This is a genomic window from Pseudonocardia lacus (assembly GCF_018531445.1).
Classification (GTDB): domain Bacteria; phylum Actinomycetota; class Actinomycetes; order Mycobacteriales; family Pseudonocardiaceae; genus Pseudonocardia; species Pseudonocardia lacus.
In genome coordinates, this window is the sequence record NZ_JAHDTH010000025.1 from 26,144 (window position 1) to 51,507 (window position 25,364).

A 25,364-nucleotide genomic window follows, 5' to 3' on the forward strand; every position below is an offset into this window, starting at 1 on the left:
CCGGCTCAGGACAGCAGCCCGCCCCGGCGCGCGAGCGACACGGCCTCGGCCCGGTTGGTGGCGCCGAGCTTGCTGTAGATGTTCTTCAGGTACCACTTGACGGTGTTGACGGTGACCGTCAGCGAACGCGCGATCTGCTGGTTGCTGCGGCCGAGGTCGAGCATGCCCAGCACGGCCAGCTCGCGGCCGGTCAGGTCGACAGCGGCCCGCTCCCCCGCCGGCTCGGCGCCGGTGCGGGCGAGCAGCGCGGCCAGCTCGCCGGGGGCGATCGGCGCACCGGTCCCGCCGTCGGGCCAGGTGTCGGCCTCGGCCCGGGTCACCAGCCGGCCCAGCACCGCGGCGACCTCCGGGCCACCGTCCAGGACCGGCTGGCACAGCCCGGCCGGGAGCGCGTGGGCCAACGCGGCGGCGAGGCTGCGCTCCGCCGCCATCTGCCGCGCCGCGCGCTCCTGGACCACGCTCAGCTGCACGGTCGCGCTGACCGCCGCCCGGAGCTGTCCGCGCCGCCGCAGGTCGGCGATCAGCTCCTCCAGCAACGCCGTTGCGCCCTCGTGGTCGCCCTCGGCGGAGCGGACGGCGGCCAGCGAGGCGGTCCGGATCTGGTCGATCACCACCCCGATCCCGCCCGATCGGCCCGTGCCGTCGGGAAGGTCCTGCGCGGCCCGGCGCGCCTCGCGCAGCCGGCCGGCGGCCAGCAGTTGCCGGATCCGCTCGGCCTCGATGGCCGCCCGCAGCCGGGTCAGGCCGAGCCGCTCGGCGACCTTGGTCCCCTCGGCCAGCAGCTCCCCGGACTCGGCCGCGGCCCCTCGGTCGGCCCGGATGCGGGCGAGCAGGGCGTAGCTGGCGACCATGAAGTCGACGACTCCGCTCTCCGCGCCCAGCTCCCGGCTGTCCTCCAGCAGCCGCTCGGCCTCGTCGAGCTCGCCGCGCTCGTAGTGCAGCTCGCCGAGCAGGGCGCCGGCCAGCCGGGCCGCGTGCGATCGCCGCCCGGCCGACTCCCTGGCCAGCGCGACCGCGCCCTGCAACTGCTCCTCGGCGGCGGGCAGGTCCAGCTGGGCGAGTGCGGCGATGCCGGCGAAGCAGCGCCCGTAGACCCCGGCGAAGGGCCCGATCGTCCGCTCGTGGAACGGCCGGGCCCACGCCTGGCGGTCGCGCGCCGCCCGGTACCGCATGGCGTGGATGTCGCAGAACGCCTGGATGTTCGCCGCCACCGCCACGATCCACGGCCGGTAGGCCGCCGACCGCGTGAGGCTGCGCTCGACGAGCTCCTCGGCCCGGTCGGTGCGGTCGCCGTAGATGTCGATGCACGCCTGCACGACGTCGGCCTCGCTGTGCATCTCCTCGTGCTCGGGGCCGACCGGCACGGCGAGGTGGAGGTCGTCGAGGGCGAGTTGCGCGTCGTGCGGGCGCTGCAGCAGGCAGTTCGCCCAGGCGACGGCCATCAGCAGCCGCGGGCGGTCGTGCGTGGCGCGGGCCGGCAGCCGGCCGGTGAGCCCGAGCAGGCTGACCATGCGGCTGTGCTCGACCAGCGCCATCGCGTGCGACTCCACCAGGTCGGTGGCCCGGCCCGGGTCGCCCGCGGCCAACGCGTGCGCCACCGCCTCGGGCACGAGATCGTGCGCGGAGAACCAGTCCGATGCGCACCGGTGCAGCCCGGGCACCCGCTCCGGGCGGTCGCGCTCCAGCCGTCGCCGCAGGTGGTCGGCGAACAGGTGGTGGTAGCGGAACCACGTGCGCTCGGCGTCGAGCGGGCGCAGGAACAGGTCGCGCCGCTCCAGCTCCTCCAGCATCGCCTGCCCGTCGCCGCGCCCGGCGAGCGCCCCGGCCAGCTCCCCGCAGAGCCGGTCGCAGACCGACGTGGCCAGCAGGAAGTCCAAGATCTCGCCCGGCAGGGCGTCGAGCACGTTCTCGGCGAGGTACTCGCCGATCGAGTGGTGGCGCCCGGAGAAGTCCCGGATCAGCGCGGCCGGGTCGGCGCTGTCGCGCAGCGACAACGAGACCAGCTGCAGGGCCGCGACCCACCCGTCGGTGCCCTCCGACAACCGCGCCACCTCGTCGCCCCGCAGGGTCAGTCCGTTGAGGTCCACCAGGAACGCCCTGGCCTCGTCGAGGTCGAAGCGCAGCGCCGCCGCGTCCACCTCGGTCAGCTGCTGGCGCACCCGCAGCCGGCTCAGCGGCAGCCGCGGCCGGGTGCGGCTGGTGAGCAGCAGCGAGAGGTTCGGCGGCGCGAAGTCCAGCAGGTGGACCAGTGCCCGGTGCACCCGCGCGTCGTCGATCACGTGCCAGTCGTCGAAGGTCAGCACGAACCGGGCGGGGTGCCCGCCGATCAGCTCCAGCACCGCCGACAGCGTGTAGCGCTGGGCGTCCTCGACCCCCTGCTCGATCAGCTCCCGCAGGTCGTCGAGGGTGTCCGCGCTCTCCGGCAGCGCCCGGCGCACCGCCTGCAGCAGGTGCGAGAGGAACCAGTGCGGGTCGTTGTCGTCGCGGTGCAACCCGAGCCACGCGACCGCCGCACCACCGTCCTCCAGCACCCGCAGCCACTGCACGGCCAGGGTGGTCTTCCCGTACCCGGCCGGGGCCTGGATGACGGTGAGCTGGCGCCCGGAATCGGCGCGCAGGACCGCGAGCAGGCGCCGCCGCTCGATGACGTTGCGGACGTAGGTCGGCGCCCGGAACCGGCTCGACGCGTCCGGCGGGTGCGCGGGTCGCGGGGCAGGCGTCATCGGCGCACCTCATCGGGCTCGGGCGAGTCCGTGCTCAGCACCGATCGTCGCGCCTCGCCGGCCCGTGGGCAACGCCGTCGCCGCGGGTCGGACCACGCCGACTACCCGCTCGGGTAGTGGGACCGGCCGCTCACGCGCGTCGACTGCTGCCCGGCACCGCGGGAGAACCGCCCATCGGGCCTCGGAAGCCGAGGCCTGGGACGGGGCGCTCGCGGGTGCGCGGGCGCGGCCGGGCGGGCCGCACCGGGGGCAGTTCGTCCCCGGCGACGACGCGGTTGCGGATGGTGCCGATGCCCTCGACGGTCATCTCGACGCCGTCGCCGGGGCGCAGCGGGGGCGGGTCCTGGCCGCCGCGCCGGCCCCAGAGCAAGGCCGGGCAGCCGCCGTTGCCGCAGGTCCCGGAGCCGAGCACGTCGCCGGCGCGGACCCAGGTGCCGCGGGAGGCGTAGGCGAGCAGCGCATGCGCCCATCCCCTCACACCGGCGGTGGCACGAACAGGCCCTTGTCGGGGTCGTTGAACGACCGGGAGGCCACGAACTCGTTCATGGCGTCGGCCGTGGCCCACTGGTCGGACACCTCGGGCCGGGTGAAGTCGTAGAGGTGCGGGTACCAGGTGTCCTCGTCGATCGTCTCCAACTCGGTCGTGACGGGACATGCGCGCGGACGATCCGCCCGATCGCGATGGGCGCAGAGCAGGACCCGCTCCCGGCCGGGCTCCTCGACCGGGGGCACCCCGTGTCCACGAGTCGGGGTCAGCGGCCCGGCGGGTCCGGGTCGAGCCGCGTGGTCGGGGCGACCCCTGCGTCGAAGACGGTGCAGTGGCGGGTCAGGGTGCGCTCGACGGTGTCGAAGCGCCGCCGCAGCGCGGTCTCGATCCGGCCGAGCGCGGCCTCGTCGAGCAGCAGGGGTCGCGCGGCCCGGCTGGGCGCGCGCCCGCCGTGCCAGCTCAGCAGCAGCCGGCCGCCGGGGCGCAGCAGCCGACGCAGCTCGCCGGCACCGGAGTCGAGATCGGGCCAGATCGCCACGGTGTTGACCGAGACGACGACGTCGGCGCACCCGTCGGGCAGGCCGGTGGTGGCGGCGTCTCCGGGTCGGACCTCCAGCCGGTCGGCGGCGATGGCCGCGGCGTTGGCCCGGATCGCCAGCGCCCGCATGTCCACCGACGGCTCGACGCCCACCACCCGCCGCACGTCCGCACGGGCAGCGAGCAGCCCGAGCAGCACCCCGGGCCCGGGGCCGATCTCGACCACCTCGACCGCCGCGTCCACCCCGCTGGCCGCCAGCAGCGCCAGCACCTCCCGCTGCTGGCCGCGGTTGAGCAGGCGCATCAGCCGCCCGCCCAGCCGACCGAGGCGCCCGGCCGGTAGCGCGGCGAAGCGGTTGGGGGTGGTCCCCGTGGACCAGGACGGAGCGGGCGATGCGGGAGTGGCCGGAGCGCTCATGGATACCACGGTGGGTGCTCGAAGACCCTCGATGTCAAGCCCGGGGCCATCGGCGGGGCAGCCCGCCGGAGCGGGCCGGCCCTTCGGAGATCCGCTTCACCCGGACCGCGCACCCCCCGGGCCGGCCGACCAGATCCGCAACCCGGCGGACCCGATTTGGGGCGCACTTCGCAGCCCTGGACGTGTTATCGCAGCGCGCCGGCGGGCTGCGAGAACACCCCTGACGCTGCGCGGACGCCACCACCTCTGCGAGCCACCGGGCCGCAGCGCGACAAGCCGCTAGCCGCGAACCACGAGTGAACGTTGCGTTTCGTAGGAACGACCCGTACGTTATAAGAAACGTAGCGTTCTCTAGGAGGCCAGGATGGCCGGTTCCGCGGACCGGGTGCTGCCGGGCCTCATGCTCGTGATGCTGCTCGGCGCCCTCGACCAGACCGCGATGGCGCCGGCCCTTCCCGCCGTGGCCGCGGACCTCGGGCGGTTCGACCTGATGCCGGCCGTGATCACCGCCTACCTCGCCGCGGCCACCGTGGTGATGCCGCTGCACGGCAAGCTCGGGGACCGGTTCGGGCGCAAGCCCGTGCTGATGGGCGCGATCGGGGTGTTCGTGCTGGGCGCGGTCCTGTGCGCCACGGCGACCTCGATGTCGGCGCTCGTGGTCTGGCGGGTGGTGCAGGGTGTGGGCGGCGGCGGGCTGATGATCGGGGCGCAGGCCGTGCTCGGCGAGGTGGTGAGCCCGCGGGAGCGGGGGCGCTACCTGGGCCTGCTCGGCGCCGTGTACGTCGTGGCCGCGGTGGGCGGGCCGCTGCTCGGCGGGCTGGCGGTCGACCACCTCAGCTGGCGCTGGATCTTCGCGCTCTACCCGCCGCTCGGCCTGGTCGCGCTGGTCGTCGTCGCCCGCACGCTGCGGCTGCCGGCGCCGCGGGAGCGCCCGCCGTTCGACGTGCTCGGCGCGGTGCTCCTCTCGCTCGCCGTGATCGGCATCGTCCTGCTCAGCAGCGGCATGGGCGGGGCCACCCCGCTGGTCGCGGCGGCGACGGGGCTGGCCGTCGTCGGCTGGCTGCTCACCGCCCGCACGGCCGCCGACCCGGTGCTGCCGCTGCGGCTGGTGCGCACCCGCGCCATCGCGATCCCGATCGCCGTCAGCGCGCTCATCGGATTCGCCCTGTTCGGCACGATCAGCTACCTGCCGGCGTTCCTCCAGGTGGCCAGGGGCGCCTCCGCCACGCAGGCCGGCCTGGTGATCACCGCGCTGATGGCGGGCGTCATCGTCACCACGACGGTGTCCGGCCGGCTGATCACCCGCACCGGCCGCTACAAGGCCTTCCCCGTCACCGGGACCGCGGTGGCCGCGCTCGGACTGGCGCTGCTGGGCACCGTCGGCCCGACGACGCCGCTGCCGCTCGTGCTCGGCGCGCTGCTGCTGATCGGGCTGGGGATCGGGATGGTCATGCAGGTGATGGTGCTGGTCGCGCAGAACGGCGCCGAGCACCGCGACCTCGGAGCGGCCACCTCCGCGGTGACGTTCCTGCGCCAGATCGGCGCGAGCACCGGCGTCGCCGCGATCGGCGCGCTGATCACGTCCCGGTTCGCCGCCGCGCTGCCCGCCGGCATCGACCCGCGGGTGGCGATGCGCCTCGACCCGGACCAGCTCGCCGACCTGCCCGCCGCCGTGCGCGACGCGTTCGGCGCCGCCGTCCCGCCGGTGTTCGGGTTCGTCGCACCCCTGCTCGCACTCGCCTGCGTGCTGTCCATCGCGCTCCCCGCGCAGCCGCTGCGGGAGACCGCGCACGTCCGCCACTCATCGGGAAGCGACCCGTCAGGGAGCGACCCGTCAGGAAGGAGCCCACGATGACCCGTGTCCCCACCCGCAGCGGCACCCGGTTCGTGCTTCCGCTCACCGCCGTCGACCGCGACGACCTCGCGGTCGCCGGGGGCAAGGGGGCCAACCTCGGCGAGCTGCTCCGGGCCGGGTTCCCGGTGCCGGACGGTGCGGTCGTCACCACGGACGCCTACGCCGCGGTCGTCGAGCACGCCGGTCTCGCGCCGGCCGTCGCGGCCGCGGCCGAGGACGCCGGAGCCGCGGTGCGCGCGGCCTTCGCCGCGGTCGAGATCCCCGAGGAGCTGCGCGGCGAGATCCTCGACGCCCGCGCGCTGCTCGGCGACGGCCCGGTGGCGGTCCGGTCCAGCGCCACCGCCGAGGACCTGCCGGGCGCGGCGTTCGCCGGGCAGCAGGACACCTTCCTGAACGTCGTCGGCCCCGACGCGCTGCTCGACGCGGTGCGCCGCTGCTGGGGCTCGCTGTGGACCGAGCGGGCCATCGCCTACCGGGCGCAGCGCGACATCGACCCGGCCGCGGTGCGGATCGCGGTCGTGGTGCAGCGGATGGTGCCGGCCGCGTTCGCCGGCGTGCTGTTCACCGCGAACCCGGTCAGCGGCGCCCGCGACGAACTGGTCGTCGACGCCAGCAGCGGGCTCGGCGAGGCGGTGGTGTCCGGACTGGTCACCCCCGACCACTACGTGCTCGATGCGGACGGGCACGTCCGCGAGCGACGTGCGGGACTGCGCGAGGTCGTCGTGCGCGGAGTCGAGGGCGGGGGCGTCGAGCACCGCAGCGGCGAGGCGCCCGAGGAGCTCCCCGACGCCGTGCTCGCCGAGCTGGCCGCCATCGGGCGGCAGGTCGCGGCCCACTTCGGCAGGCCGCAGGACGTCGAGTGGGCGTGGGCCGACGGGCGGGTCCGGGTGGTGCAGGCGCGCCCGATGACCGCGCTCCCCCCGCCACCGCTGCGCCTGACCCGCATCCAGCGCTTCACCGGGCCGCAGATCGCCGAGATGCTGCCGGTCCGGCCCTACCCGATGGACATGAGCGGCTGGATCGGGCCCGGCGTGGGGCACATGGTCGAGCGGATGCTCGCGGAGATCCCGGGGCTGCGCGTCGCCTTCGCCGACGTGCTCCCGGAGTCCGACGGCGTCGTGGACCGGTTCGTCCCGCCATCCCCGCGGCTGACCCGCAAGGTGCTCACCGCGCCCGCGCGGAACCTGCCGCGGATCCACCGGTTCCGCCCCGCGGAGTGGACCCGTGACCCGCGGTTCGACCGCTTCGACCGGGCGGTGCGCGAGCTCGCCGGGCTCGACGTGGGTGCGCTGGGCTGGGCGGAGCTGCGCGGGCTCCCGCGGCGGGTGCTCGCGGTCACCGAGCTCATCACCGACCTGCGGGTGGACTACCTGCCCCGGGTCGGGATCGACCTGCTGCGGTTGCGCGTGGTGCAACTGCTGCTGCGCCGCCGCGCCGTGTCCGGATTGACCCTGGGCGCGCGGACCCGCACCGAGGACGCCAACCGGGCCCTGCTGGGGCTCGCCGAGCAGGTGCGCGCCGATGCCGCGTTGCGCACCGTCTTCGGGCTCGAACCACCCGCGCTCGCCGAGCGCATCGAGCAGGATCCCGCCTTCACCGCGTTCCGCGCCACGCTCGCGGCGTTCCTCGACGAGTACGGGCACCGCGAGACGGCGAGCCTGCTGCTGATGTCCGCGCCGACCTGGGGCGAAGCGCCCGCCACGGTGCTGGGCCTGGTGAAGGTCCTGGTGGAGGACGCCCCGCCGGCGCCGGCGGCCGACCGCGCCGAGCAGGCCGAGCGGCTGCTGGTGTCGCACCCGCTCGTGCGCGCGACCCGCTCCGGCCCACGCCTGCGCCGGCTGCTGGCCGCCGCCCGCACCGGCATCGCCCTCCGCGAGGACACCCACTTCCACGCCACCCGGGGGCTGCCGGTGCTGCGCCGGGCCGTGCTCGAGATGGGGCGCCGGCTGGCCGCCGCGGGCGTGCTGCGCGCCGCGGACGACGTGCTGCACCTGCGCCTGGAGGAGCTGGAGTGCCTCGGCGACCCCACCGCGCTCGCCGCTGCCGACGCCGAGCGGGTGCGCGCCGCGGCGCGGACCCGCGCGGCCCGCCGGGCCGAGCTGGCGGGGGTACCGCTCATCACCCGGTCGGTGCTGTTCGCCGGCCGGACGGTCGACGGCGACGCCCTGGTCACCGGCACCCCGGCCAGCGGCGGACGAGCGACGGGACCGGTGCGGGTGATCCGCGAGCCGGCCGAGTTCGGCCGGTTGCGCAGCGGCGACGTGCTCGTCTGCCCGTACACGAACCCGTCGTGGACGCCGCTGTTCCAGCGGGCGGCCGCGGTCGTCGTCGACACCGGGGGCATCGGGTCGCACGCCGCGATCGTCGCCCGCGAGTACGGGATCCCGGCCGTCATGGGCTCGGCGACCGGCACGGGGGTGCTGGTCGACGGGCAGATCGTGACGGTCGACGGCGACACCGGCCGGGTGACCGCGGCCCCGACTTCCGGCACGCTGGACCGGTGAGCGTACCGGCCGGGACCGTCGCGGGAGCCGACGACGACCACCGCAAGCGGCCCCGCCGACGCGGGGCCGCCCTGCAGACCGCGATCCTCGACGCGGTGCTCGCCGAGCTCGCCGAGGTGGGCTACGCGCGGCTGTCGGTGGAGCGGGTGGCCGAGCGCGCCGGCGCGAGCAAGGCGTCGCTGTACCGGCGGTGGCCCAGCAAGGTCGAGCTGGTGATGGACGCGGTGTACCACGTCCTGCCCGACCAGGGGGCACCGCCGGACACCGGGAGCCTGCGCGGCGACCTCCTCGCCATGATGCGCGCGGTCGCCGAGCAGCTGGCCGGCCCGGCGGGTCAGGCGCTGGGCGGCGTGCTCAGCGACGCGCTCGGCGACCCCGACAAGGCCAGGCGGGTGCGCGCCTACGCCCGCGGCACCAGCCAGGTGGGCATGCACGAGATCGTGCGCCGCGCGGTCGCCCGCGGCGAGGTGGACGTCGCCGCGCTCAGCGAGCGGCGACTCGAGACCGGGCACGCACTGCTGCGCCACCACTTCATCACCCGGGGCGTCCCGATCCCGGACCAGGTGATCGTCGAGATCGCGGACGAGGTGGTCATCCCGCTCCTGCGGCTGCCGGGAGCCGCTGACCGGTGAGGGCAGGCCGTCCCCCTGAGGAGGGACGACCTGGCCGTCGGTCCCCCTGGGGAGGGAGGACCCGGCTGCGCGACAGCTGTTGACTACCGGGATGACCGCCTCCGCAACCGATCGTCACCCGGCCCCCGCGCGACCCGGCGCCGGCATCACCGCGACAGGTCGTCTCATGGCCCTGTGCTGCATCGGGTTCGCGGTCGTCAACATCGTCTTCGAGCTGACCGGCCACTTCGACGGAGGTCCCTACGCCGAGTACTCCGCCGGGATCGCGGTGATGAACTGGCTCGTCGTCGGGCTCAAAGCGGTGGGTGCGGCGGTGGCGCTGTTGTCGGTCGCCGGCCGCGCGAGGTTCGTTCCCCCGGTGGTCCTCGGCGTGCTGGTGTGGGGGGCGTTCGCGATGCTCGCCGTGTACGCCCTGGGCAGCGTGGGGCAGGCGATCGGCATGGCCTCGGGTCTGGCGGGCAGCGCCGACCAGATCGACCTGGCCGGAGTCGCCTACGTGCTCTTCTTCCTGGTGGTGGCGACCGGCTACGGCGTCCTGGCGCTCTCGTACACGCGGCGCTACGAACTCCGGAAGGGCGTCGTCGTCCTCGGCGCGCTCGGCGCACCTGTGGCGTTGGGCGTGATCCTGCTGGTCGTGCCCGCGCTGCTGGCCGCCGCCGGCGTCATGCCCGCGTCCTGAGCTCGATCACCGCGTTCGTCGGGCGGGCGAGCAGGCCCGTCGACGAGCCGGTCCGAAGGTCACGTGCTCGGCGTTCGCTGCTCGTCGCGCAGCAGCACGCCGTGGAGCACGAGCCCGGAGAGCGCGCAGAAGGTGATCGCCCCGTAGGCGCCGAAGATCGTGAACTGGTCCGCGACGGCGATGCCGCCGAGCGTCGTGACGGTCCAGCCGAGACCCCAGAGGACCGGGGTGGTGAGGCCCCAGAGCCAGCGCGGGTGCGTCGTCGGGGACAGGGCGAGGACCTGCGCGACGCCCAGCGGGACGCCGGTCAGGACACCCATCAGCGCCAGGTCGCCCAGGGAGGTGCGGTAGCCGACCGCGGCGGCGCCGACCCCCAGCCCGACGGCCATGCCGAGGGCGGTGGCCGGGATCCAGCGGCGGCGGAGGGCTCCGCGGGCCGCGAGGTACTGCCCGGCGCCGAGGACGAGCCCGGTCACCGCGCCGCCGAGGACGGCGGCGCGGAGGTCGTCGACGGGGCCGGCGACCGCCCGACCGGCGAGTCCGGCGACGGGGAAGGCGAGGAAGCCCACCATCCACAGGGCCCACGGTCGCAGCAGGCGGGTGCGGGTGGTGGTCATGAGCGCGGCGGTGCGTCGGGTGTTCACAGGTGCTCTCCCGTTTCCGGAGCGTCGGTGCAACTCGCGGCGATGTGCGCGGCGAGCAGGCTGTCGGGGTGGTCGGCCAGGTGGTCGCGGGCCAGCAGGAGCACCCGGTCGACCTCACCGCGCAGGTGCGCCGCGGCGATCTCGACGAGTTGGCGGTCACGTCCGCTGCGCGCCGCCCGGGCCGCCCGGGCGAGCAGCGGCGCCCAGGCCGGGACGACGAGCGCGGCGGCCACGAGGACGGCCGGCTCGTCGCTGCCACCGGCACGCTCGACGAGCACACCGCTCGCCGCCCGGTCGCCGGCGATGAACCGCCGGATCAGCCGGTCCGAACTGGTCGTCTGCACGTCGGCGAGCATCACGACCGGCGCTGACGACCCACTGACGATCGTCTGACGCGCCTACGCTGGCCGGCATGCTCACCGTCGCGGTGCTCGGACGGGTGGAGGCGCGCGACGACGGCGTTCCCGCGGTGGTCCCCGGCGGGCTGACCACCGAACTGCTGGTGCGGCTCGCGCTCGACGCCGGGCGACCGGTGCGCGCCGAGCGCCTCCTCGACGACCTCTGGTCCGACCCGGCGGGCGCGCGGCGCAACACCCTACAGGCCAAGGTCTCCCAGCTGCGCCGGGCCCTGGGCGACCCGGCGGCGCTCACCGGCGGCGCCGCCGGCTACACCCTCGTGGTCGACCCCCGGGCCGTCGACGCGCTGGAGGCGCTGCGGCTCGCCGACGCGGGCGCCGCGCTGCTCGCCGCGGGCGACGCGGCCGCGGCACTCGCCACCTGCCGCGCGGGCCTCGCGCTGTTCGGGCCCGAGGTGCTGCCCGCCGCGGGCGGGGCGGACTGGGTGCTCCCCCACCGCGCGCGGCTGGAGGAGGCCCGCCTGCACCTGGTGGAGGACGGGCTGGCCGCGCGGCTCGCCCTCGGGGCTGCCGGCGAGCTCACCGGCGAGCTGGAGTCGCTGGTCGCCGTGCATCCGCTGCGCGAGCGGTTGTGGGGGCTGTTGATCACGGCGCTGTACCGCTCCGGCCGGCAGTCCGACGCGCTGGCCGCGCACCGCCGGGTGACCGCGTTGCTCGCCGACGAGCTCGGCGTCGACCCCGGCCCCGAGCTGCGGGCGCTGGAGCGGCAGGTGCTGGCCCACGACCGCGGCCTGGACCCGGCGGCCGCCGATCGCCGCCGCGGGAACCTCCCCGCGCTGACCACGTCACTCGTCGGCCGCACGACCGAGCTCGGCGCCCGGCTCGCCGACCTGGCCGCCCACCGGCTCGTCACGCTGGTGGGCCCGGCCGGCGTGGGCAAGACCCGCCTCGCCACCGAGATCGCCCGTGGCAGCCCGGCGCCGGACGGGGCGTGGCTGGTGCGCCTGGAGGGCGTCCGGACCGCGGCGGAACTGCCCGCCGCCCTCGCCGACGCGCTGCCGGGCAAGGACGGCGCGGACGGGCTGCGGGGCGCCGAGCTGCTGCTCGTCCTCGACAACTGCGAGCACCTGGTGGAGCCGATCGGTGCGCTCGTCGGCGCGGTGCTCGACACGGCTCCCGGTGTGCGCGTGCTGGTCACGAGCCAGCGGCCGCTCGGGCTCGACGGCGAGGTCGTGCGGGCGCTCGGCCCGCTGCCGGAGGCCGACGCGGTCACGCTGTTCGCGCGGCGGGCCGCCGAGCGCCGGCCGTCGTTCACCCTCACCGTCGACACCGCGCCCGACGTGGCGCAGCTGTGTCGCGCGCTGGACCGCCTGCCGCTGGCGATCGAACTCGCCGCGGCCCGGGCCCGGATCCTGACCGTCCCCGAGATCATCCGCCGGCTCGACGACCGCTTCGCGCTGCTCGCCGACCCCACCTCCGCCCGACCCGAGCGCCGGCGCACCCTCGCGGCCGCGCTGTCCTGGAGCTACGACCTGCTCTTCCCCGACGACCAGCGCGGCCTGTGGGCACTGGCCCAGTTCCCCGGTGGGGCCACGCTGGCCGGCGTGGAGCACGTGCTGGCCGCGCTCGACGTCCCCGCCGCATCGGCCGTCGACGTGGTGGAACGCCTGGTCGACCGCTCGCTGGTCATCGTCGACCCCGTCCCGGACGGCACCACCCGCTACCGCCTGCTCGACAGCGTCCGGGCCTTCGCCGACGACCGGGCCGCCGCGGCCGGCGCCGCCGGCACCGCCGCGGACGCGGTTCTCGACTGGGTCGGCGGGGTCGCCGACACGGTGGCCCGACGGGTCCGCGGACACGGCCAGGCCGCGCACGTGGCCGTCACCGCCGCCGAGCGCGCGACGATCGACGCCGCGCTGGGGCATGCCCGCGTCCACGATCCCGTCGCGGGCCTGCGCGTCGCCGTCGGCTTCGGCTGGGCCTGGGTGCTGCTCGACGACGCCGCGGCCGCCGCCCGATTGCGCGCCGCACACACGGCCGCGAGCTCGGCTCCCCCGGATCTCCGCGTCACCGCCCTGCTGCTGGAGAGCTGGCTGGAGGCCATGTCGGGTGACCTCGGCTCCGCGCGCCTCGCACTCGACGCGGCGACCGCCCTCGCCGCCGACGACGCGCGGCTCCGGGAACTCGCCCGCTGGCACGGGGGTTTCGTGCTGCTGCAGGAGGGCCGGTTCCGCGAGGCGTTGGACGACCTGCGGCACAGCCGCGCCGCCTCCGCCCCGGACGGCTCGACCTGGCACGAGGGTGGGAGCCACCTCCTCGCGGCGTTCGCGCACCTCGCCCTCGGCGACACCGTGGCCGCTCGGGAGGCCGGCGAGGACGCGATCCGCATCCTCGAACCCCTGGGCGACGCCTGGGGTCTGCTGCACGCCGAGGGACTGCTCGGGCGGGTCGCCCGAACCGAGCACCGCTTCGACGACGCGGCACGACACCACGCGCACGCCGCCGTTTCGGCCTCCGGTCTCGGCTTCCCGGGTGCGGCCGCGTTGCACACGGCCGACCTCGGCCGGGCCCAGCACAGCAGCGGCGACCCCGCCGCGGCCGAGACCCTGAGACGGGCCATCGCCGGCGCCGAGCACGAAGGCGATCTCCGCATGCTCGCCGAGACCCGCGTGAGCCTGGCCGAGGTCCACCTGTCCTGCGGCGACCGGGCCGCGGCGCACGACCTCCTGGTCGCCGCCGACCGCTGGTTCACCGAATCCGGAGCAGGCGATGGCGCCGCCCTCGCCGCCGGCCTGCTGGCCACCCTGCGCGCCGAGGACGGCGACCCGCCCGCCTGACCCCGTCTGCGCTGCTCGAACACCGATGGCGGGCACCCGACTGCGAGCGCGGACGAAGCCGCTGCGGGGTTGCGCAGCGGGTGGCACCGGAGGAGGGTGCGCGCACCGGCGGACCCCGCCGGGCCGGCGCCCGAGGCACGCAGGCCCAGAAGTGCCGGGGATGGCCCATCTGACCAGCCCCGATGGCGCCCGCCACGGCCCACATGAGCACGGTCGTGTCGTGCACACCGCAGACACGGGCTCGATGCGGCCCGGGCGTACGCGGACGGACATGACGCCGCTCGCGCCACCGAACCGGCGCACCCGCCGCAGACACGGAAGGACCATCACATGAACTCGACGAACCCGCCCACCACCGACGTCCCCGCCGACGCGGACCGGTCGTACCCGATCAGCGTGCACGCCGGTCGCGACGGCCCACTCTCGCGCTGGCTGTGGCTGGTCAAATGGCTGCTGGTCGTGCCGCACGTCCTGATGCTGATCCCGTTGTGGATCGGCTTCTGCCTGCTCAGCCTCGTCGCACTGGTCGCGATCGTCATCACCGGCCGCTACCCACGAGCCATCTTCGACTTCAACGTCGGAGTGCTGCGCTGGAGCTGGCGGGTGGGCTACTACTCCTACAGCGCGTTGGGCACCGACCGCTACCCGCCGTTCACCCTCGCCGACGTCGCCGACTACCCCGCCCGCCTGGACGTCACGTACCCGGAGCGGCTGCACCGCGGTCTCGCCCTGGTGAAGTGGCTGCTCGCCATCCCGCACCTGATCATCCTCGGGATCCTGTTCGGCGGCGGGGGCTGGCTCAGCGGACAGGCCGGCGCCGAGGCCTGGACCTGGGGCGGCGGGGGTCTGGTCGGCCTCCTCGTCCTGATCGCCGCGATCGCGCTCACCGTCACCGGCGACTACCCGCGCCCGCTGTTCGACATCATCGTCGGGTTCAACCGCTGGGCTCTGCGGGTCGCCGGCTACACCGCGCTGATGACCGACCGCTACCCGCCCTTCCGACTCGATCTCGGTGGCGACGAACGCACCACCGACGCCGCCTCCGCCACCGACGCCGCCACCGACACCGATCCGAGCAGCCGGCCGGCCGCCCACGACGCCGCGGTCTGACATACGGCGATCACCTGCGCACCACGGCGTCGGGCCCGGCCGTGCATCGTCAGCGCGTGGCGGGTCGGCCCGGAGGCGCATCGGATATCGGCCGGGGTCCCGCGCCACGTCGCCGACACCATCGCGCGGGACCTCGACGGGGCGGCTCGGCGGTGACGCGTTCGCCGTCGTCCCGGCGGACCGGGAGCCCACCGCCGACGTCGCGCTGGAATCGGTTCATGACCTGGCCCGCGGGGTGCGCGCCGGACGTCGTGCCGGAGAACGTGACCATCGGCACGTGTGTCCGCGCACCTCGCGCTCCTAGCGTCTCGGCAGCACGACACACCCGCCGCCGTACCTCGGCAGCATCCGCGAGCAGCTCCACCGTCACGAGGCAGAGCGCCGGCAACGGCGTTTCCTGTCACCCCCGCAGGCGATGACCGATGAGATCCGGCCCCGATCCCGAGTCACCACCGGGTAGGGAGTCCCGAGTGATGAAGGAACGACCATGAGCTACGAACTGAGTGCCGAACGCGCCCGGCGAGCGCTGAAGCAGCACACCGGAGGGCTGGCGGAGTCCGCTCGCGCGGCCGGTCCCGATGCACCGGTGCCGACGGCGTCGGACTGGAGCGCCGCTGACGTGGTCGAGCACCTCGGCCAGACCCAGCACTGGGTGGCCGAGATCCTGGAGCGCCGCATCGCCGACCCGACCCAGCTGCCCACCGAGATGGCGGCGATGCCGGCCGACCCGCAGTCCTGGCCGGCCTGGCTCGGCGACAGCGCTGACCGGGCGGCCGCGGCCGCTTCCGGCGCGGCGCTCGAGGCACCGGTGTTCAACGCTGCGGGCGACGAACGGACCGGGGGGCAGTTCTGGCTGCACAGCCTCCTCAACGAAGCGGTGGTCCACGGTTTCGACGCGGCCTCGGCCGCCGCCGGGTCCGCCGAGGCCGCCGCCGGCAGCTACGACATCGACGCGGATGTCGCCGCGGAGCTGATCACCAACCACCTGGCGATGCTCACCTCGCTGACATGGGCGGCCCGACGCTCGGACTCCGCCGACGCGCTGCGCGGCACCGGGCAGACCCTGCACTGGCACGCCACGGACGAGCCGACCCTCGGCACGTCCCGCGACTGGTTCATCGAACGCGGGCCCGGCGGTGCGAGCTGGCGGCACGCGAACGACGCGGCGGACGTGACGGTCCACGGACCGGCCGGTTCGCTGCTGTTGATCCTGACCCGCCGCCTTCCCCCGACCGGTGGGCACGCCGGCGACGTCGCGATCGAGGGAGATGCCGACCTGGTTCGACACTGGGTCCAGCACACGGCCCACGTGGCCGACTGAGCACTGGTCCACGGCGTCGCCTGCACAGCTGATCAGCCCGGCTCAGGCTCCCGGAGCGGCGGGGATCCCGCGAGCGACGCGGAGGAACTCCAGCTTCTCGGCGTCGACGGACCCGGTCGCCACCGTGTAGACGACGATCCGCAGGCTGCTGCCGGGCACGGTGAGGACGTCGCAGTCGCAGGTGATGTCCCCCACCAGCGGGTGCTCGACGGTCTTGCGCGCCGAGACGTGCCGGCCCACCGCGCCCTGGTCCCACAGCCGGTTGAAGTGCGCGCTCCTCGTGCGCATCTCCCCCACCAGCGCGGCGAGGCCCGCGTCGCGGGGGTGGTCGACGAGCGCCCCGCGCAGGTCGGCGACCAGCGCGCTCCCCAGCGCGTCGTCCTCGGCGTGGCGCACCGGCCACGACGCGAGCCCGCTCGGGCCGTCGACGAACACCGCGCGGACGAGGTTGAGCCGCTCGGGGTCGCGACCGCTCGGGTCCCCGATCAGCGCCGCCCAGGCCGGGGTCCACATCACCAGCGTCCAGTCGGCGCTGAACACCCCGACCGGGAACTCGTGGAGGCGGGCGAGCACGCGCTGCACCCCGGCGGGCACGTGCGTCGAGATCGTTCCCGCGGCGGGCGGCAGGAGGCCGGCGAGGCGGTAGGCGTGGTCGCGTTCGGCTGGCTGCAGCTGCAGCGCCCTGGCCAGGGCCGCGACCACCTGCGCCGACGGGCTCGTCGCCCGCCCCTGCTCCAGGCGGACGACGTAGTCCACCGACAGGCCGGCCAGGTCGGCCAGTTCCTCCCGCCGCAGCCCCGGGGCCCGGCGCCGGGAGCGCCCGGGCAGGCCGACGTCGTGCGGGGAGAGCCGGTCGCGCCAGCGGCGCAGGGCCACGGCCAGGGTCTCGTCCACCCGGCCATGGTGCCTCGACCGCGCGTCGGCAGCCTGGTACTGCCCGTCCCCCCGTCGCGCGGGGCACTGGCTCGCCCGCTGCCGTCCCCGCACGGTGGAGCGGTGACCACCACCTTCATCACCGGGGCCAACCGCTCGCTCGGCTTCGAGACCGCGCGCCGCCTGCGCGACGCCGGCCACACCGTCGTCCTCGGCGCCCGCGACCCGGAACGCGGCCGAGCCGCCGCGGACGCCCTCGGCGCGCGCTTCGTGCACCTCGACGTCACCGACGACGCCTCGGTCGCCGCGGCCGTCGCCGACGTCGCCGCCCACGAGGGCGTGGTCGACGTCCTGGTCAACAACGCGGGGGTCAACCAGCCGCCCAAGCCCGCCGACGAGCTCACCGCCGCCGACGCCGCCGCCGTGTTCGACGTCAACGTGATCGGCGTCGTCCGGGTGACGCGCGCGTTCCTGCCGCTGCTGCGGGCGTCGGCGAACCCCGTCGTCGTCAACGTCTCCAGCGGGATGGGCTCGTTCGCCGTGACCCATGACCCCGACCGGGTCGAGTCCACGTTCGCCGCCCCGCTCTACACGGCCTCGAAGTCGGCATTGACGATGCTCACCACGCAGTACGCCAAGGCATGGCCGGACATCAAGGTCAACGCCGCCGATCCCGGCTACACCGCGACCGACTTCAACGGGCACAGCGGTCCGCAGACGGTGACCGAGGGGACCGACGCCGTCGTCGAGCTCGCCACGATCGGCGCCCAGGGACCGACGGGGCAGTTCCGCGACCGCCACGGCGTCGTCGCCTGGTGATCCTCGGCCGACACGATCGTGATGCGTGTGGGCGGTGGCGGCGTATCGCAACCCGGGCGCGGGTCTTCGACGCCGGCGCCTTCTTCGACCTGCGCTTCGACGACTTCGCCCGGCTGGCCGGGGTGGGCACCGGCACGCTGTACCGCCACTTCCCCACCCGGGAGGCCCCGGCCGAGGCGGTCTACCACGGGGAAGTCGCCGCGCTGTGCGACCGCGCCCGCCAGTTGCAGGCCACGCTGCCCGCGGCGAAGGCCTTGGCGACCTTCCTGCGCGACATGGTCGACCACATCGCCGTCCACGAGGGCCTGGCCCGGACGCTGGCCACGCTCATGGCCGATCGCTCTGGCGCCCTCGCCGAGGGCGGCCGGGCGCTGGAGGAGGCCGTCACCGACCGCCCCCGTTGGCGGGCCGAGGCCGACGACGTCATCACCCTCGTGCTGGACGGGCTGCGCCGCCCGCGATGACGAGGCGGATACCGGCTACCGAGGACCGGCGGCCGCCGATCCGGCTCCGCCGGGCGTCCAGTCCGGTGGCGGGCCGACCAGCTCGAGCCCGAACCGGTGGTGGATCGCGGCGAGGGCCGCCGGATCGGGCTCACCGCCGGCCGCGAGCAACTCCTCCTCGGCCTCGATCCACTCGGACTCGGCAGCGGGGGAGATCAGGGTCAACCAGCGGACGGGCCGCGACGCCAGATTGGCGAGCGCGTGCGTGGTCCCACGCGGGATCAGCACGAACGCGCCGGCGGGGGCATCCACCCGCTGCCCGTCGGCCAACACCGCGAGCTCCCCGGCCAGCACGTAAAAGGCCTCTTCGGCGCGTCGGTGGATGTGCAGCGGCACCCGTCGGAAGTCGGGCGGGGCGATGTTCTCGCGCACCGCGTAGGCGCCATCGGTGTCCCGGCGCCCCACTGTGACCACGGTCTGCTCGCCGTTGAGCCGGGTCACAGCCCGTCCTGCACCCGGCCCGACGACGACGACCGGACTGCCTCGTCGCATGTCCCGATGCTCGTCGACCCGTCAAGCCCCCGGGCGGGACCGGGCGCGCCGACGTCGGACATCCTGATGAGGGCGTTCACCGTGTTCAGCGGCTCGACCGGGAGCGCACCGCGACCCGATCCGGGCGCGGATCAGCAAGCGGCGTGCGTCCGGCGGCAACGACGCAGCCGACGACATCGAGACTGCGACGATGCACCGGATCCGACCGTGCACGGGCGATCGGTACTACGGTCGCGCCATGGCCACTCGACTCGTCAGACCCGGTTCCGGGAAGTTGATCGCCGGGGTGTGCGCCGCGCTCGCGGACCGGTTCGGCCTGTCCCGCGGGTTCGTCCGCCTCGTCTTCGTGATCTTCGGGCTGGTCGGGGCCGGTGAGCTGGCCTACATCATCTTGTGGATCATCATCCCGAAGGAGCGGCGGTAGGCGGCGGGGGTTCGCCGATACCCTCCCCCGACATCGAGGTCGTGGCCCAGGCGGGAGACGGGTGCCATGCGCAGCCGGAGCTCGCGAGGAACTCAGCGGTCAAGGCCGGCCCGCCACCCGGCGCAGGATCCCGGCCGGGTCGGCCGGCGCCTCGTCGCCCGCCCACGCCACGTACTGGTCCGGGCGGACCAGGACCAGCCCGGCCCGGTACGCCCCGAGCGGCCCGTCGCGGGTGTCCCGGACGACGGTCAGCGGTAGCCGCACGGCTTCGGCCGCCGCCGCGAAGCCGGTCGGGTCGGCGTCCAGGGCCAGCAGGGTGCAGCCCCTGCCGAGCGCGTCGAAGACGTCACGGCCGTCCGACAGCGGCCCGGGCGCGAGGTGGTGGCCCGCCCGCGCGGCGAACGAGTGCGCACCCCGGGCGCCGGACGTGCCGCCGGCCGGGCCGACCACGACCGGGGAGCCCTCGTAGTGCGGCTCGACCTCGCGCAGCCGGGTCGCGGTCTCGTCGAGCAGCGTGCGCAGGCCGGCCGCGAAGCCGTCCCCGTCGCGGCCGGGGTCGTGCGCCCGGAGGAACGCCGCCTCCTGCCGGATCGTCGCGGCGATGACGTTCTCGGCGATGTCGTCGACGACCGCCCGGCGCTCCGCGGTGTAGGAGTCGAGCAGGGCGTCGCCCGCCCATCCGTCCAGCACCGCGGACAGCTTCCACCCGAGGTTGACCGCGTCCTCCAGCCCGGTGTTGAGCCCGAACCCGCCGTAGGGCGGGTGGGTGTGGGCGGCGTCGCCGGCCAGGAAGACCCGCCCCGACCGGTAGCTGTCGGCGATCCGGACCCGCAGGTCCCACCAGCCCGTGTGCTCGATCTCGCAGGCGAACTCGAAGCCGGCGGCCTCGTGCAGGACCCGCCGCACGTCCAGGTCGGCCGCGGCGGCGCGGGGCACCGGGGCGTGGAAGAAGAACCCGCTCGCCGGGTCGACGCGGCCGAAGAACCGCCAGAAGCCGCGCAGGTCCGGGTGCATGATCCGGTACGTCGCCTGCTCGGGGAACCGGCGCAGGGCCCGGTCCAGCTCCGGCGACCGGAACACCACCAGCGCCATCAGCGCGTCGAAGTCGGTGCCGTGGCGCGCGATGCCGCTGCGCTCGCGCACCAGCGAACGCCCGCCGTCGCAGCCGACGAGGTAGTCGCCCCGCAGCACCGACCGCTCCCCCTCGTTCTCCACGAGCACCCGGACGCCGTCGGCGTCCGCACCGACCTCGACGGCCCGCCAACCGAGGAGGACGTCGATCGGCTCGACCTCCGCGATCCGCTCGCGCAGCACCCGCTCGGTGCGGTACTGCGGCAGCCGGCCGTTCGCCTGCGCGTAGTAGGCGCTCACCGCCTCGCGGCCGCGCGGAGCCAGCCAGTGCTCACCCCGCAGGTCCCCGTACACCGTCACCATCCCGGTGGGGCACCCCGGCGGCATCACCGCCGCGGCCCGCACCCGCTCGGCCACACCCCACGACCGGAAGTGCTCGAAACTGCGCTGGGTGAGGTTCTGCCCCTTGGGGATGGTGCCGAGCCCGGTCCGCCGCTCGACCAGCGCGCACCGCACACCGCGCAACCCCAGTTCGAGCGCGAGCCCGGCACCGACCGGGCCGGCCCCCACGATCACCACCCGGTGCCCGTCCGCCATGCGTCCCCCTGATCGCGACGGACCCGCGGGGCCGCGCCATGCAGGCAGGCTAGCCACGATTCCGCATCCCACGAAGGAACTCACCTAGAATTCCCGCATGTCGAATCCGCCTCGCCGCAGGACGCCTGCCGCTCCGGCCTCCGACGGCGCGACGTCGACGTCCGTGGACAACGCGCTGTGGCTGCTGCAACTCGTCGGGGAGCACCAGGCGTTGCGCGTGGCCGAGGCGGCCGACCTGCTCGGGGTCGCCCGCTCGACCGCACACCGCCTCCTGACGGCGCTGCGCAGGCGGGGCTTCGTGATGCAGGACCGCCCCAACGGGGCGTACCGGCCGGGTCCGGCGCTCTACGAGATCGGCCTGGCCGCGGTGAGCCGCATCGACATCCGCCGCGTCGCCCGTCCCGTGCTCGAACACATCCAGGACACGACGCAGGAGACCGCGAGCCTCGCCGTGCTGGAGGGGACGATGGTGCGCTTCCTCGACTGCGTCGAGAGCCCGCGCTCGGTCCGGGTCGGCAACCGCATCGGGGTGGTCCGGCCCGCGCACGCGTCCGCGGTCGGCAAGGCGATCCTGGCCGGGTTGTCCGACGCGGAACTGGACCGGCGCTACCCCGGCGCCGAGTTGCCGCCCGCCACCACCTCCGCCGCCCTCACCGAGGTCGCCGCGCTGCGTGCCGAGATCGCGGTCGTCCGGACGCAGGGCTACGCGCTGAACTGGGAGGAGAGCACCGACGGGGTGTGCGCGGTCGCGGTGGCGCTGCGCGACACCGTCGGCCAACCGCTGGCCGGGCTGGGCGTGGCCGCCCCGAGCAGTCGGGTGACCAGCCTGGACGGGATCCGCGCGTTCGCCCCGGCCGTGCAGCGCGGCGCCGAGATGGTGCTGGAGCGGCTGCGCGCGCCCGAATAGCCCGTGCTCGGAGCGATCGTTCGACCTAGCGGAATTAGCTCCCACATGAGTCCGCATGCGTGGACATCTCTCCCGCCGCGACCCTAGTGTGACCGGCATCTCGCCCTCGGGAGGCCGACATGCGCAACCGTCTGACGCCGTGCGTGCTGGCCGCCGTCGCGGTGCTGGCCGCCGCCTGCGGTGGCGCCACGGGCCCCGACGGCGGCGAGCTGACCGAGGTGACCGTGGGCATCGTGCCGTTCAGCCCGAACGCCGTGCTGTTCATGGCCATGGAACGCGGGATGTTCGCCGAGCGCGGTCTCAGCGTGACCGTGGAGCCCGCGGCCTCGCCCGTCCCGGTCGTGGCCTCGCTGGTCGCCGAGCAGGCCGAGTTCGGCTTCGTCACCACGCCGGTGCTGATCAACGCGAACCGGGAGGGCACGCCGATCAAGTGCGTGAGCCCGATCGACGGCCAGGTCAGCCCGGACCGTGACTCCAGCGCGCTGGTCGCCGCGGCCGGCAGCGGCATCGACTCGCTCGACGACCTGTCCGGCCGGACGGTCGCCGTCGTGCAGTTGGCCAGCATCAACCTGATCGGCGCCAGGAAGCTCATCGAGGACGCCGGGGCCACCGGCACCGAGTACATCGCGATGCCCTTCCCGCAGATGCCGCAGGCGCTCGCCGACGGGCGGGTCGACGCCGCGGTGATCACCTCGCCCTACGTGGAGACCGCGCTCGACGCCGGAGCGGTCACGCTGGCCAACCCGAGCTCGGACCTCTTCCCCACCGGAACGATCTACTGCTACGCCGCGACGGACGCGTACCTCACCGCGAACCCCGAGGTCGCGCGCAGCTTCCAGGAGGTCATGACCGAGGCGATCACCTACGCCAAGGACCACGAGGACGAGGCGAAGGCGACGCTGGTCGAGCACCTCGGGCTCAGCCCCGAGCAGGCGCAGGCGCAGATCATCCCGAGCAACTACGTGCCGGAGATCAACCTGGACTCGATCGCGGCCATCCAGGAGCTGATGCGCGCGCAGGGCGCGATCGAGGGCACCGTGGACCCGGCCGACACGGTCTGGCAGCCGCCGCGATAACCGCCCCGGGCAGGAGGGATGACGTGAGCGCCGACAGCGGCCGGGTGGGCGCGCGCTGGTCGTCGATCGCGGCGCGGACGGCGGTCGTCGTCGCCGTGCTCGCGGGCTGGGAGTACCTCAGCGCCTCCGGCTCGCTGGACGCGAGCTCGTTCCCGAGCATGACGGACACGATGGCGGAGCTGGCGCGCCAACTGGTGTCCGCCGACCTGTGGACCGCGCTCTGGCACACCGTGCGGGGCTGGGCGACCGGCCTGGCGATCGGCGCCTCGCTGGCCGTCCTGGTCGGCACCCTGCTCGGCCTGAACCGCTTCGCCTACCTCAGCGTCATCCCCGTCGTCGAGTTCCTCAAGACGGTCCCGGTCATCGCGATCCTGCCGCTGGCCATCGTCGTCTGGGGCGCCACGCTGCAGATGAAGGTCTTCCTCGTCGCGTTCGGGGTGTTCTGGCCGCTGACCATCCAGGTCATCTACGGGGTCCGCGCGGTCGACCCGGTCGTCCGGGACACGGCCGTCGTGCTGCGGCTGCGGGGGGTGCGCCGGTTCGTCGGCGTGACCCTGCCCAGTGCCGCGCCGTTCATCGCGACCGGTCTGCGGGTCGCCGCGGCCGTCGGGCTGATCCTGACGATCATCGCCGAGCTCATCGGCGGCGCGAAGGGCCTGGGCCTGAGCATCCTCACGACGGTGAACGCCGGTCCGCAGCGGCTGCCGGCGACGTACGCGCTCATCCTCGTCACCGGGGTGGCCGGGGTGGTCGTGACCAGCGCGTTCGCCCGCCTCGAGCGCCGCGTCCTGCACTGGCACGAGAGCCAGCGCAACCTCGCGCCGACGGGGGTGTGAGGCGATGTCGAGTGGGGTGACCGGCGCGGTCGCGCTGCGGTGGGTCTGGTCGAACGTCTGGCGGCTGTGGTTCTCCGCCGCGGTCCTGGTGCTCTGGTGGGTGCTCTCGGCGGACAGCACGTCGACGTTCTTCCCGCCGCTGCAGCGCATCCTGGAGCGCCTGCACGCGCTGTGGATCGTCGGTGACGCCCGCAGCGAGCTGTGGTCGAGCCTGGGCCACTTCGCCGTCGGCTACACCGTCGCCGGGGTCGTCGGCGTCGGCGTCGGCGCGCTGCTGTGGAAGTTCCGCCGCATCGGGGACGCGGTGTCCCCCGTGCTGTACTTCGTCTACGTGATCCCGACGGCGGCGCTGCTGCCGGCGATCGTGGCGATCATGGGCATCGGATCGGCCATGAAGATCACCATCATCGTGCTGGCCGCGGTGTGGCCGACGATGCTCAACACCCTGGACGGGATGCGCGGCGTCGACCCGCTCAAGCTCGACACGGCGAAGGTCCTGCACATGTCCGCGCTCCGGACGGTCCGGACGGTCGTGGTGCCCGCGGCGATGCCCCAGGTCATGGCCGGGCTGCGGCACAGCCTGCAGGTCGCGGTGATCATGATGGTGGTCAGCGAGCTGATCGCGTCGCAGTCGGGCATCGGCTTCTTCATCCTGGAGGCGCAGCAGCGCTTCGCCATCACCGAGATGTGGACGGGGATCATCGTCCTCGCCCTGGTCGGGAGCGTGCTGACGGTCGTCTTCATCGCCGTCGAGCGCGTCGTGCTGGCCTGGTACATCGGCGCTCGCGCCGTCGAGCGGAAGGGTTGAGCCGTTGCCGCGACCAGAGGTGGCCGGCCCCGACCCGTCGGTCGCGGCGGCGAAGCGGGCCGGCGAACCGGTGCTGTCGGTCCGCACCCTCGCGAAGGCCTACGACGCCGGCACGTCGAGGGAGAAGCTCGCCATCGCCGAGGTGTCCTTCGACGTGGCCAGGGGCGAGTTCGTCTGCGTGGTCGGGCCCAGCGGCGCGGGCAAGACGACGCTGCTGCGCTGCCTGAGCGGGCTGCTCGGACCGACCTCGGGCGAGGTCCGGTTCGAGGGCACGCCGCTGCGGGCGGTCCCCGACCGGCTCAGCGTCGTCTTCCAGGACTACAGCCGCTCGCTGTTCCCGTGGCTCACCGTCAACCGCAACGTCGCGGTGCCGCTGCGGGTCGCCGGCGTCGGGAAGCAGCAGCGGGAGGCGCGGATCCAGGAGGTGCTGCACGCCGTCCGGCTCGGCGACGTCGGCCGCAGCTACCCGTGGCAGCTCTCCGGCGGCATGCAGCAGCGGGTGGCGATCGCCCGGGCGCTGGCCCAGCAGCCGGACATGCTGCTCATGGACGAGCCGTTCGCCTCGGTCGACGCCCAGACGCGCTTCGACCTGGAGGACCTGATCCTCGAGGTGCGCCGCGAGCTCGACATCACCGTCGTGCTCGTCACCCACGACATCGACGAGGCGGTGTACCTCGCCGACCGGATCGTCGTGCTCACCGGGGCCCCGAGCCGCGTCCAGGAGATCGTCGACGTGCCGCTGGAGCGGCCGCGCACCCAGCTCGGCACACGGTCGAGCGAGGCGTTCGGCCGCCTGCGCCGCCACCTGATGGAGCTCGTCACCACCTCGTCCTGACCGTCCGCGCGAGGAGACCC

23 protein-coding genes and 1 pseudogene are annotated in these 25,364 nt (G+C 74.8%); 15 read left to right on the top strand and 9 right to left on the bottom strand.

What is annotated here, in order from left to right; translation table 11 throughout:
* Positions 1 to 5 precede the first annotated feature (5 nt).
* The 4 genes and pseudogenes from KIK08_RS08105 to KIK08_RS08120 all read right to left on the bottom strand — a co-directional run bounded on the left by KIK08_RS08105 (position 6) and on the right by KIK08_RS08120 (position 4,165).
* Positions 6 to 2,723: a winged helix-turn-helix domain-containing protein gene (locus KIK08_RS08105; protein WP_214402395.1), complete on the bottom strand. Its 2,718-nt coding sequence runs from the start codon at positions 2,721 to 2,723 to the stop codon at positions 6 to 8.
* A gap of 130 nt (positions 2,724 to 2,853) precedes the next feature.
* Positions 2,854 to 3,180, bottom strand: a pseudogene (locus KIK08_RS08110) (fumarylacetoacetate hydrolase family protein); the annotation flags it as partial.
* 17 nt (positions 3,181 to 3,197) lie between these two features.
* Complete coding sequence (locus tag KIK08_RS08115; protein WP_250556552.1) at positions 3,198 to 3,359, bottom strand: hypothetical protein; 162 nt, start codon at positions 3,357 to 3,359, stop codon at positions 3,198 to 3,200.
* A gap of 116 nt (positions 3,360 to 3,475) precedes the next feature.
* Positions 3,476 to 4,165 (bottom strand): class I SAM-dependent methyltransferase, encoded by a 690-nt coding sequence (locus KIK08_RS08120; RefSeq protein WP_214402396.1) that lies wholly within the window; start codon positions 4,163 to 4,165, stop codon positions 3,476 to 3,478.
* 364 nt (positions 4,166 to 4,529) lie between these two features.
* Here KIK08_RS08120 and KIK08_RS08125 point away from each other — a divergent pair, with 364 nt between their 5' ends.
* The 4 genes from KIK08_RS08125 to KIK08_RS08140 all read left to right on the top strand — a co-directional run bounded on the left by KIK08_RS08125 (position 4,530) and on the right by KIK08_RS08140 (position 9,835).
* A complete protein-coding gene (locus KIK08_RS08125; protein WP_214402397.1) occupies positions 4,530 to 6,020 on the top strand; it encodes an MFS transporter in 1,491 nt (496 codons plus the stop codon).
* A complete protein-coding gene (locus KIK08_RS08130) occupies positions 6,017 to 8,524 on the top strand; it encodes a PEP/pyruvate-binding domain-containing protein (RefSeq protein ID WP_214402398.1) in 2,508 nt (835 codons plus the stop codon). The genes KIK08_RS08125 and KIK08_RS08130 overlap by 4 nt, the downstream gene beginning before the upstream one ends.
* Positions 8,521 to 9,156: a TetR/AcrR family transcriptional regulator gene (locus tag KIK08_RS08135; RefSeq protein ID WP_214402399.1), complete on the top strand. Its 636-nt coding sequence runs from the start codon at positions 8,521 to 8,523 to the stop codon at positions 9,154 to 9,156. Before KIK08_RS08130 ends, KIK08_RS08135 begins: the two co-directional genes overlap by 4 nt.
* A gap of 166 nt (positions 9,157 to 9,322) precedes the next feature.
* On the top strand, positions 9,323 to 9,835 hold the full coding sequence (locus KIK08_RS08140; RefSeq protein WP_214402400.1) for a hypothetical protein: 513 nt from the start codon (positions 9,323 to 9,325) through the stop codon (positions 9,833 to 9,835).
* A gap of 59 nt (positions 9,836 to 9,894) precedes the next feature.
* Here KIK08_RS08140 and KIK08_RS08145 read toward each other — a convergent pair whose 3' ends face one another.
* Entirely contained in the window at positions 9,895 to 10,479 is a 585-nt protein-coding gene (locus tag KIK08_RS08145; RefSeq protein ID WP_214402401.1) for a hypothetical protein, read from the bottom strand.
* Positions 10,476 to 10,823, bottom strand: a complete 348-nt coding sequence (locus KIK08_RS08150; RefSeq protein WP_214402402.1) for a hypothetical protein — start codon at positions 10,821 to 10,823, stop codon at positions 10,476 to 10,478. Before KIK08_RS08150 ends, KIK08_RS08145 begins: the two co-directional genes overlap by 4 nt.
* Before the next feature lie 68 nt (positions 10,824 to 10,891).
* Here KIK08_RS08150 and KIK08_RS08155 point away from each other — a divergent pair, with 68 nt between their 5' ends.
* The 3 genes from KIK08_RS08155 (at position 10,892) to KIK08_RS08165 (ending at position 16,103) form a co-directional block, all read left to right on the top strand.
* The gene (locus tag KIK08_RS08155) at positions 10,892 to 13,672 is read left to right on the top strand and encodes an AfsR/SARP family transcriptional regulator (protein WP_214402403.1); all 2,781 of its coding nucleotides are present in this window, start codon (positions 10,892 to 10,894) and stop codon (positions 13,670 to 13,672) included.
* 330 nt (positions 13,673 to 14,002) lie between these two features.
* Positions 14,003 to 14,782: a DUF4389 domain-containing protein gene (locus KIK08_RS08160; protein ID WP_214402404.1), complete on the top strand. Its 780-nt coding sequence runs from the start codon at positions 14,003 to 14,005 to the stop codon at positions 14,780 to 14,782.
* Positions 14,783 to 15,269: 487 nt separating this feature from the next.
* Positions 15,270 to 16,103 carry a maleylpyruvate isomerase N-terminal domain-containing protein gene (locus KIK08_RS08165; protein ID WP_214402405.1) on the top strand — a complete coding sequence of 278 codons (834 nt, stop codon included), beginning with the start codon at positions 15,270 to 15,272 and terminating at the stop codon, positions 16,101 to 16,103.
* A gap of 42 nt (positions 16,104 to 16,145) precedes the next feature.
* Here the strand turns inward: KIK08_RS08165 and KIK08_RS08170 are convergent, their stop codons facing one another.
* Positions 16,146 to 16,997 carry a helix-turn-helix domain-containing protein gene (locus KIK08_RS08170; protein WP_214402406.1) on the bottom strand — a complete coding sequence of 284 codons (852 nt, stop codon included), beginning with the start codon at positions 16,995 to 16,997 and terminating at the stop codon, positions 16,146 to 16,148.
* A gap of 102 nt (positions 16,998 to 17,099) precedes the next feature.
* On the opposite strand from KIK08_RS08170, the gene KIK08_RS08175 reads away from it, so the two are divergent.
* Together KIK08_RS08175 and KIK08_RS08180 are read left to right on the top strand one after the other, a co-directional pair.
* Entirely contained in the window at positions 17,100 to 17,795 is a 696-nt protein-coding gene (locus tag KIK08_RS08175; RefSeq protein WP_214402407.1) for an SDR family NAD(P)-dependent oxidoreductase, read from the top strand.
* On the top strand, positions 17,792 to 18,259 hold the full coding sequence (locus KIK08_RS08180) for a TetR/AcrR family transcriptional regulator (protein WP_408004651.1): 468 nt from the start codon (positions 17,792 to 17,794) through the stop codon (positions 18,257 to 18,259). Before KIK08_RS08175 ends, KIK08_RS08180 begins: the two co-directional genes overlap by 4 nt.
* A 15-nt stretch (positions 18,260 to 18,274) precedes the next feature.
* Here KIK08_RS08180 and KIK08_RS08185 read toward each other — a convergent pair whose 3' ends face one another.
* The gene (locus KIK08_RS08185) at positions 18,275 to 18,739 is read right to left on the bottom strand and encodes a cupin domain-containing protein (RefSeq protein ID WP_214402408.1); all 465 of its coding nucleotides are present in this window, start codon (positions 18,737 to 18,739) and stop codon (positions 18,275 to 18,277) included.
* Positions 18,740 to 19,028: 289 nt separating this feature from the next.
* Between KIK08_RS08185 and KIK08_RS08190 the strand changes: the two genes are divergently transcribed.
* The gene (locus tag KIK08_RS08190) at positions 19,029 to 19,214 is read left to right on the top strand and encodes a PspC domain-containing protein (RefSeq protein WP_214402409.1); all 186 of its coding nucleotides are present in this window, start codon (positions 19,029 to 19,031) and stop codon (positions 19,212 to 19,214) included.
* Between the two features lie 99 nt (positions 19,215 to 19,313).
* On the opposite strand, the gene KIK08_RS08195 is transcribed toward KIK08_RS08190, so the two are convergent.
* A complete protein-coding gene (locus KIK08_RS08195) occupies positions 19,314 to 20,882 on the bottom strand; it encodes an FAD-dependent monooxygenase (RefSeq protein ID WP_214402410.1) in 1,569 nt (522 codons plus the stop codon).
* Between the two features lie 97 nt (positions 20,883 to 20,979).
* Between KIK08_RS08195 and KIK08_RS08200 the strand changes: the two genes are divergently transcribed.
* The 5 genes from KIK08_RS08200 to KIK08_RS08220 all read left to right on the top strand — a co-directional run bounded on the left by KIK08_RS08200 (position 20,980) and on the right by KIK08_RS08220 (position 25,344).
* Positions 20,980 to 21,789 carry an IclR family transcriptional regulator gene (locus tag KIK08_RS08200; RefSeq protein ID WP_214402411.1) on the top strand — a complete coding sequence of 270 codons (810 nt, stop codon included), beginning with the start codon at positions 20,980 to 20,982 and terminating at the stop codon, positions 21,787 to 21,789.
* Positions 21,790 to 21,908: 119 nt separating this feature from the next.
* Positions 21,909 to 22,865 (top strand): ABC transporter substrate-binding protein, encoded by a 957-nt coding sequence (locus KIK08_RS08205; protein WP_214402412.1) that lies wholly within the window; start codon positions 21,909 to 21,911, stop codon positions 22,863 to 22,865.
* A gap of 23 nt (positions 22,866 to 22,888) precedes the next feature.
* Complete coding sequence (locus KIK08_RS08210) at positions 22,889 to 23,701, top strand: ABC transporter permease (protein ID WP_214402413.1); 813 nt, start codon at positions 22,889 to 22,891, stop codon at positions 23,699 to 23,701.
* 4 nt (positions 23,702 to 23,705) lie between these two features.
* Complete coding sequence (locus KIK08_RS08215) at positions 23,706 to 24,509, top strand: ABC transporter permease (RefSeq protein ID WP_214402414.1); 804 nt, start codon at positions 23,706 to 23,708, stop codon at positions 24,507 to 24,509.
* 4 nt (positions 24,510 to 24,513) lie between these two features.
* Positions 24,514 to 25,344 (top strand): ABC transporter ATP-binding protein, encoded by an 831-nt coding sequence (locus KIK08_RS08220; protein ID WP_308257491.1) that lies wholly within the window; start codon positions 24,514 to 24,516, stop codon positions 25,342 to 25,344.
* The last annotated feature ends 20 nt before the right edge of the window (positions 25,345 to 25,364 follow it).

Coding starts and splice junctions, on each gene's coding strand:
- KIK08_RS08120 (WP_214402396.1), bottom strand. CDS start 4,165: ATGAGCGCTCCGGCCACTCCCGCATCGCCCGCTCCGTCCTGGTCCACG.
- KIK08_RS08200 (WP_214402411.1), top strand. CDS start 20,980: ATGTCGAATCCGCCTCGCCGCAGGACGCCTGCCGCTCCGGCCTCCGAC.
- KIK08_RS08215 (WP_214402414.1), top strand. CDS start 23,706: ATGTCGAGTGGGGTGACCGGCGCGGTCGCGCTGCGGTGGGTCTGGTCG.
- KIK08_RS08165 (WP_214402405.1), top strand. CDS start 15,270: ATGAGCTACGAACTGAGTGCCGAACGCGCCCGGCGAGCGCTGAAGCAG.
- KIK08_RS08140 (WP_214402400.1), top strand. CDS start 9,323: ATGGCCCTGTGCTGCATCGGGTTCGCGGTCGTCAACATCGTCTTCGAG.
- KIK08_RS08125 (WP_214402397.1), top strand. CDS start 4,530: ATGGCCGGTTCCGCGGACCGGGTGCTGCCGGGCCTCATGCTCGTGATG.
- KIK08_RS08205 (WP_214402412.1), top strand. CDS start 21,909: ATGCGCAACCGTCTGACGCCGTGCGTGCTGGCCGCCGTCGCGGTGCTG.
- KIK08_RS08130 (WP_214402398.1), top strand. CDS start 6,017: ATGACCCGTGTCCCCACCCGCAGCGGCACCCGGTTCGTGCTTCCGCTC.
- KIK08_RS08190 (WP_214402409.1), top strand. CDS start 19,029: ATGGCCACTCGACTCGTCAGACCCGGTTCCGGGAAGTTGATCGCCGGG.
- KIK08_RS08105 (WP_214402395.1), bottom strand. CDS start 2,723: ATGACGCCTGCCCCGCGACCCGCGCACCCGCCGGACGCGTCGAGCCGG.
- KIK08_RS08160 (WP_214402404.1), top strand. CDS start 14,003: ATGAACTCGACGAACCCGCCCACCACCGACGTCCCCGCCGACGCGGAC.
- KIK08_RS08195 (WP_214402410.1), bottom strand. CDS start 20,882: ATGGCGGACGGGCACCGGGTGGTGATCGTGGGGGCCGGCCCGGTCGGT.
- KIK08_RS08155 (WP_214402403.1), top strand. CDS start 10,892: ATGCTCACCGTCGCGGTGCTCGGACGGGTGGAGGCGCGCGACGACGGC.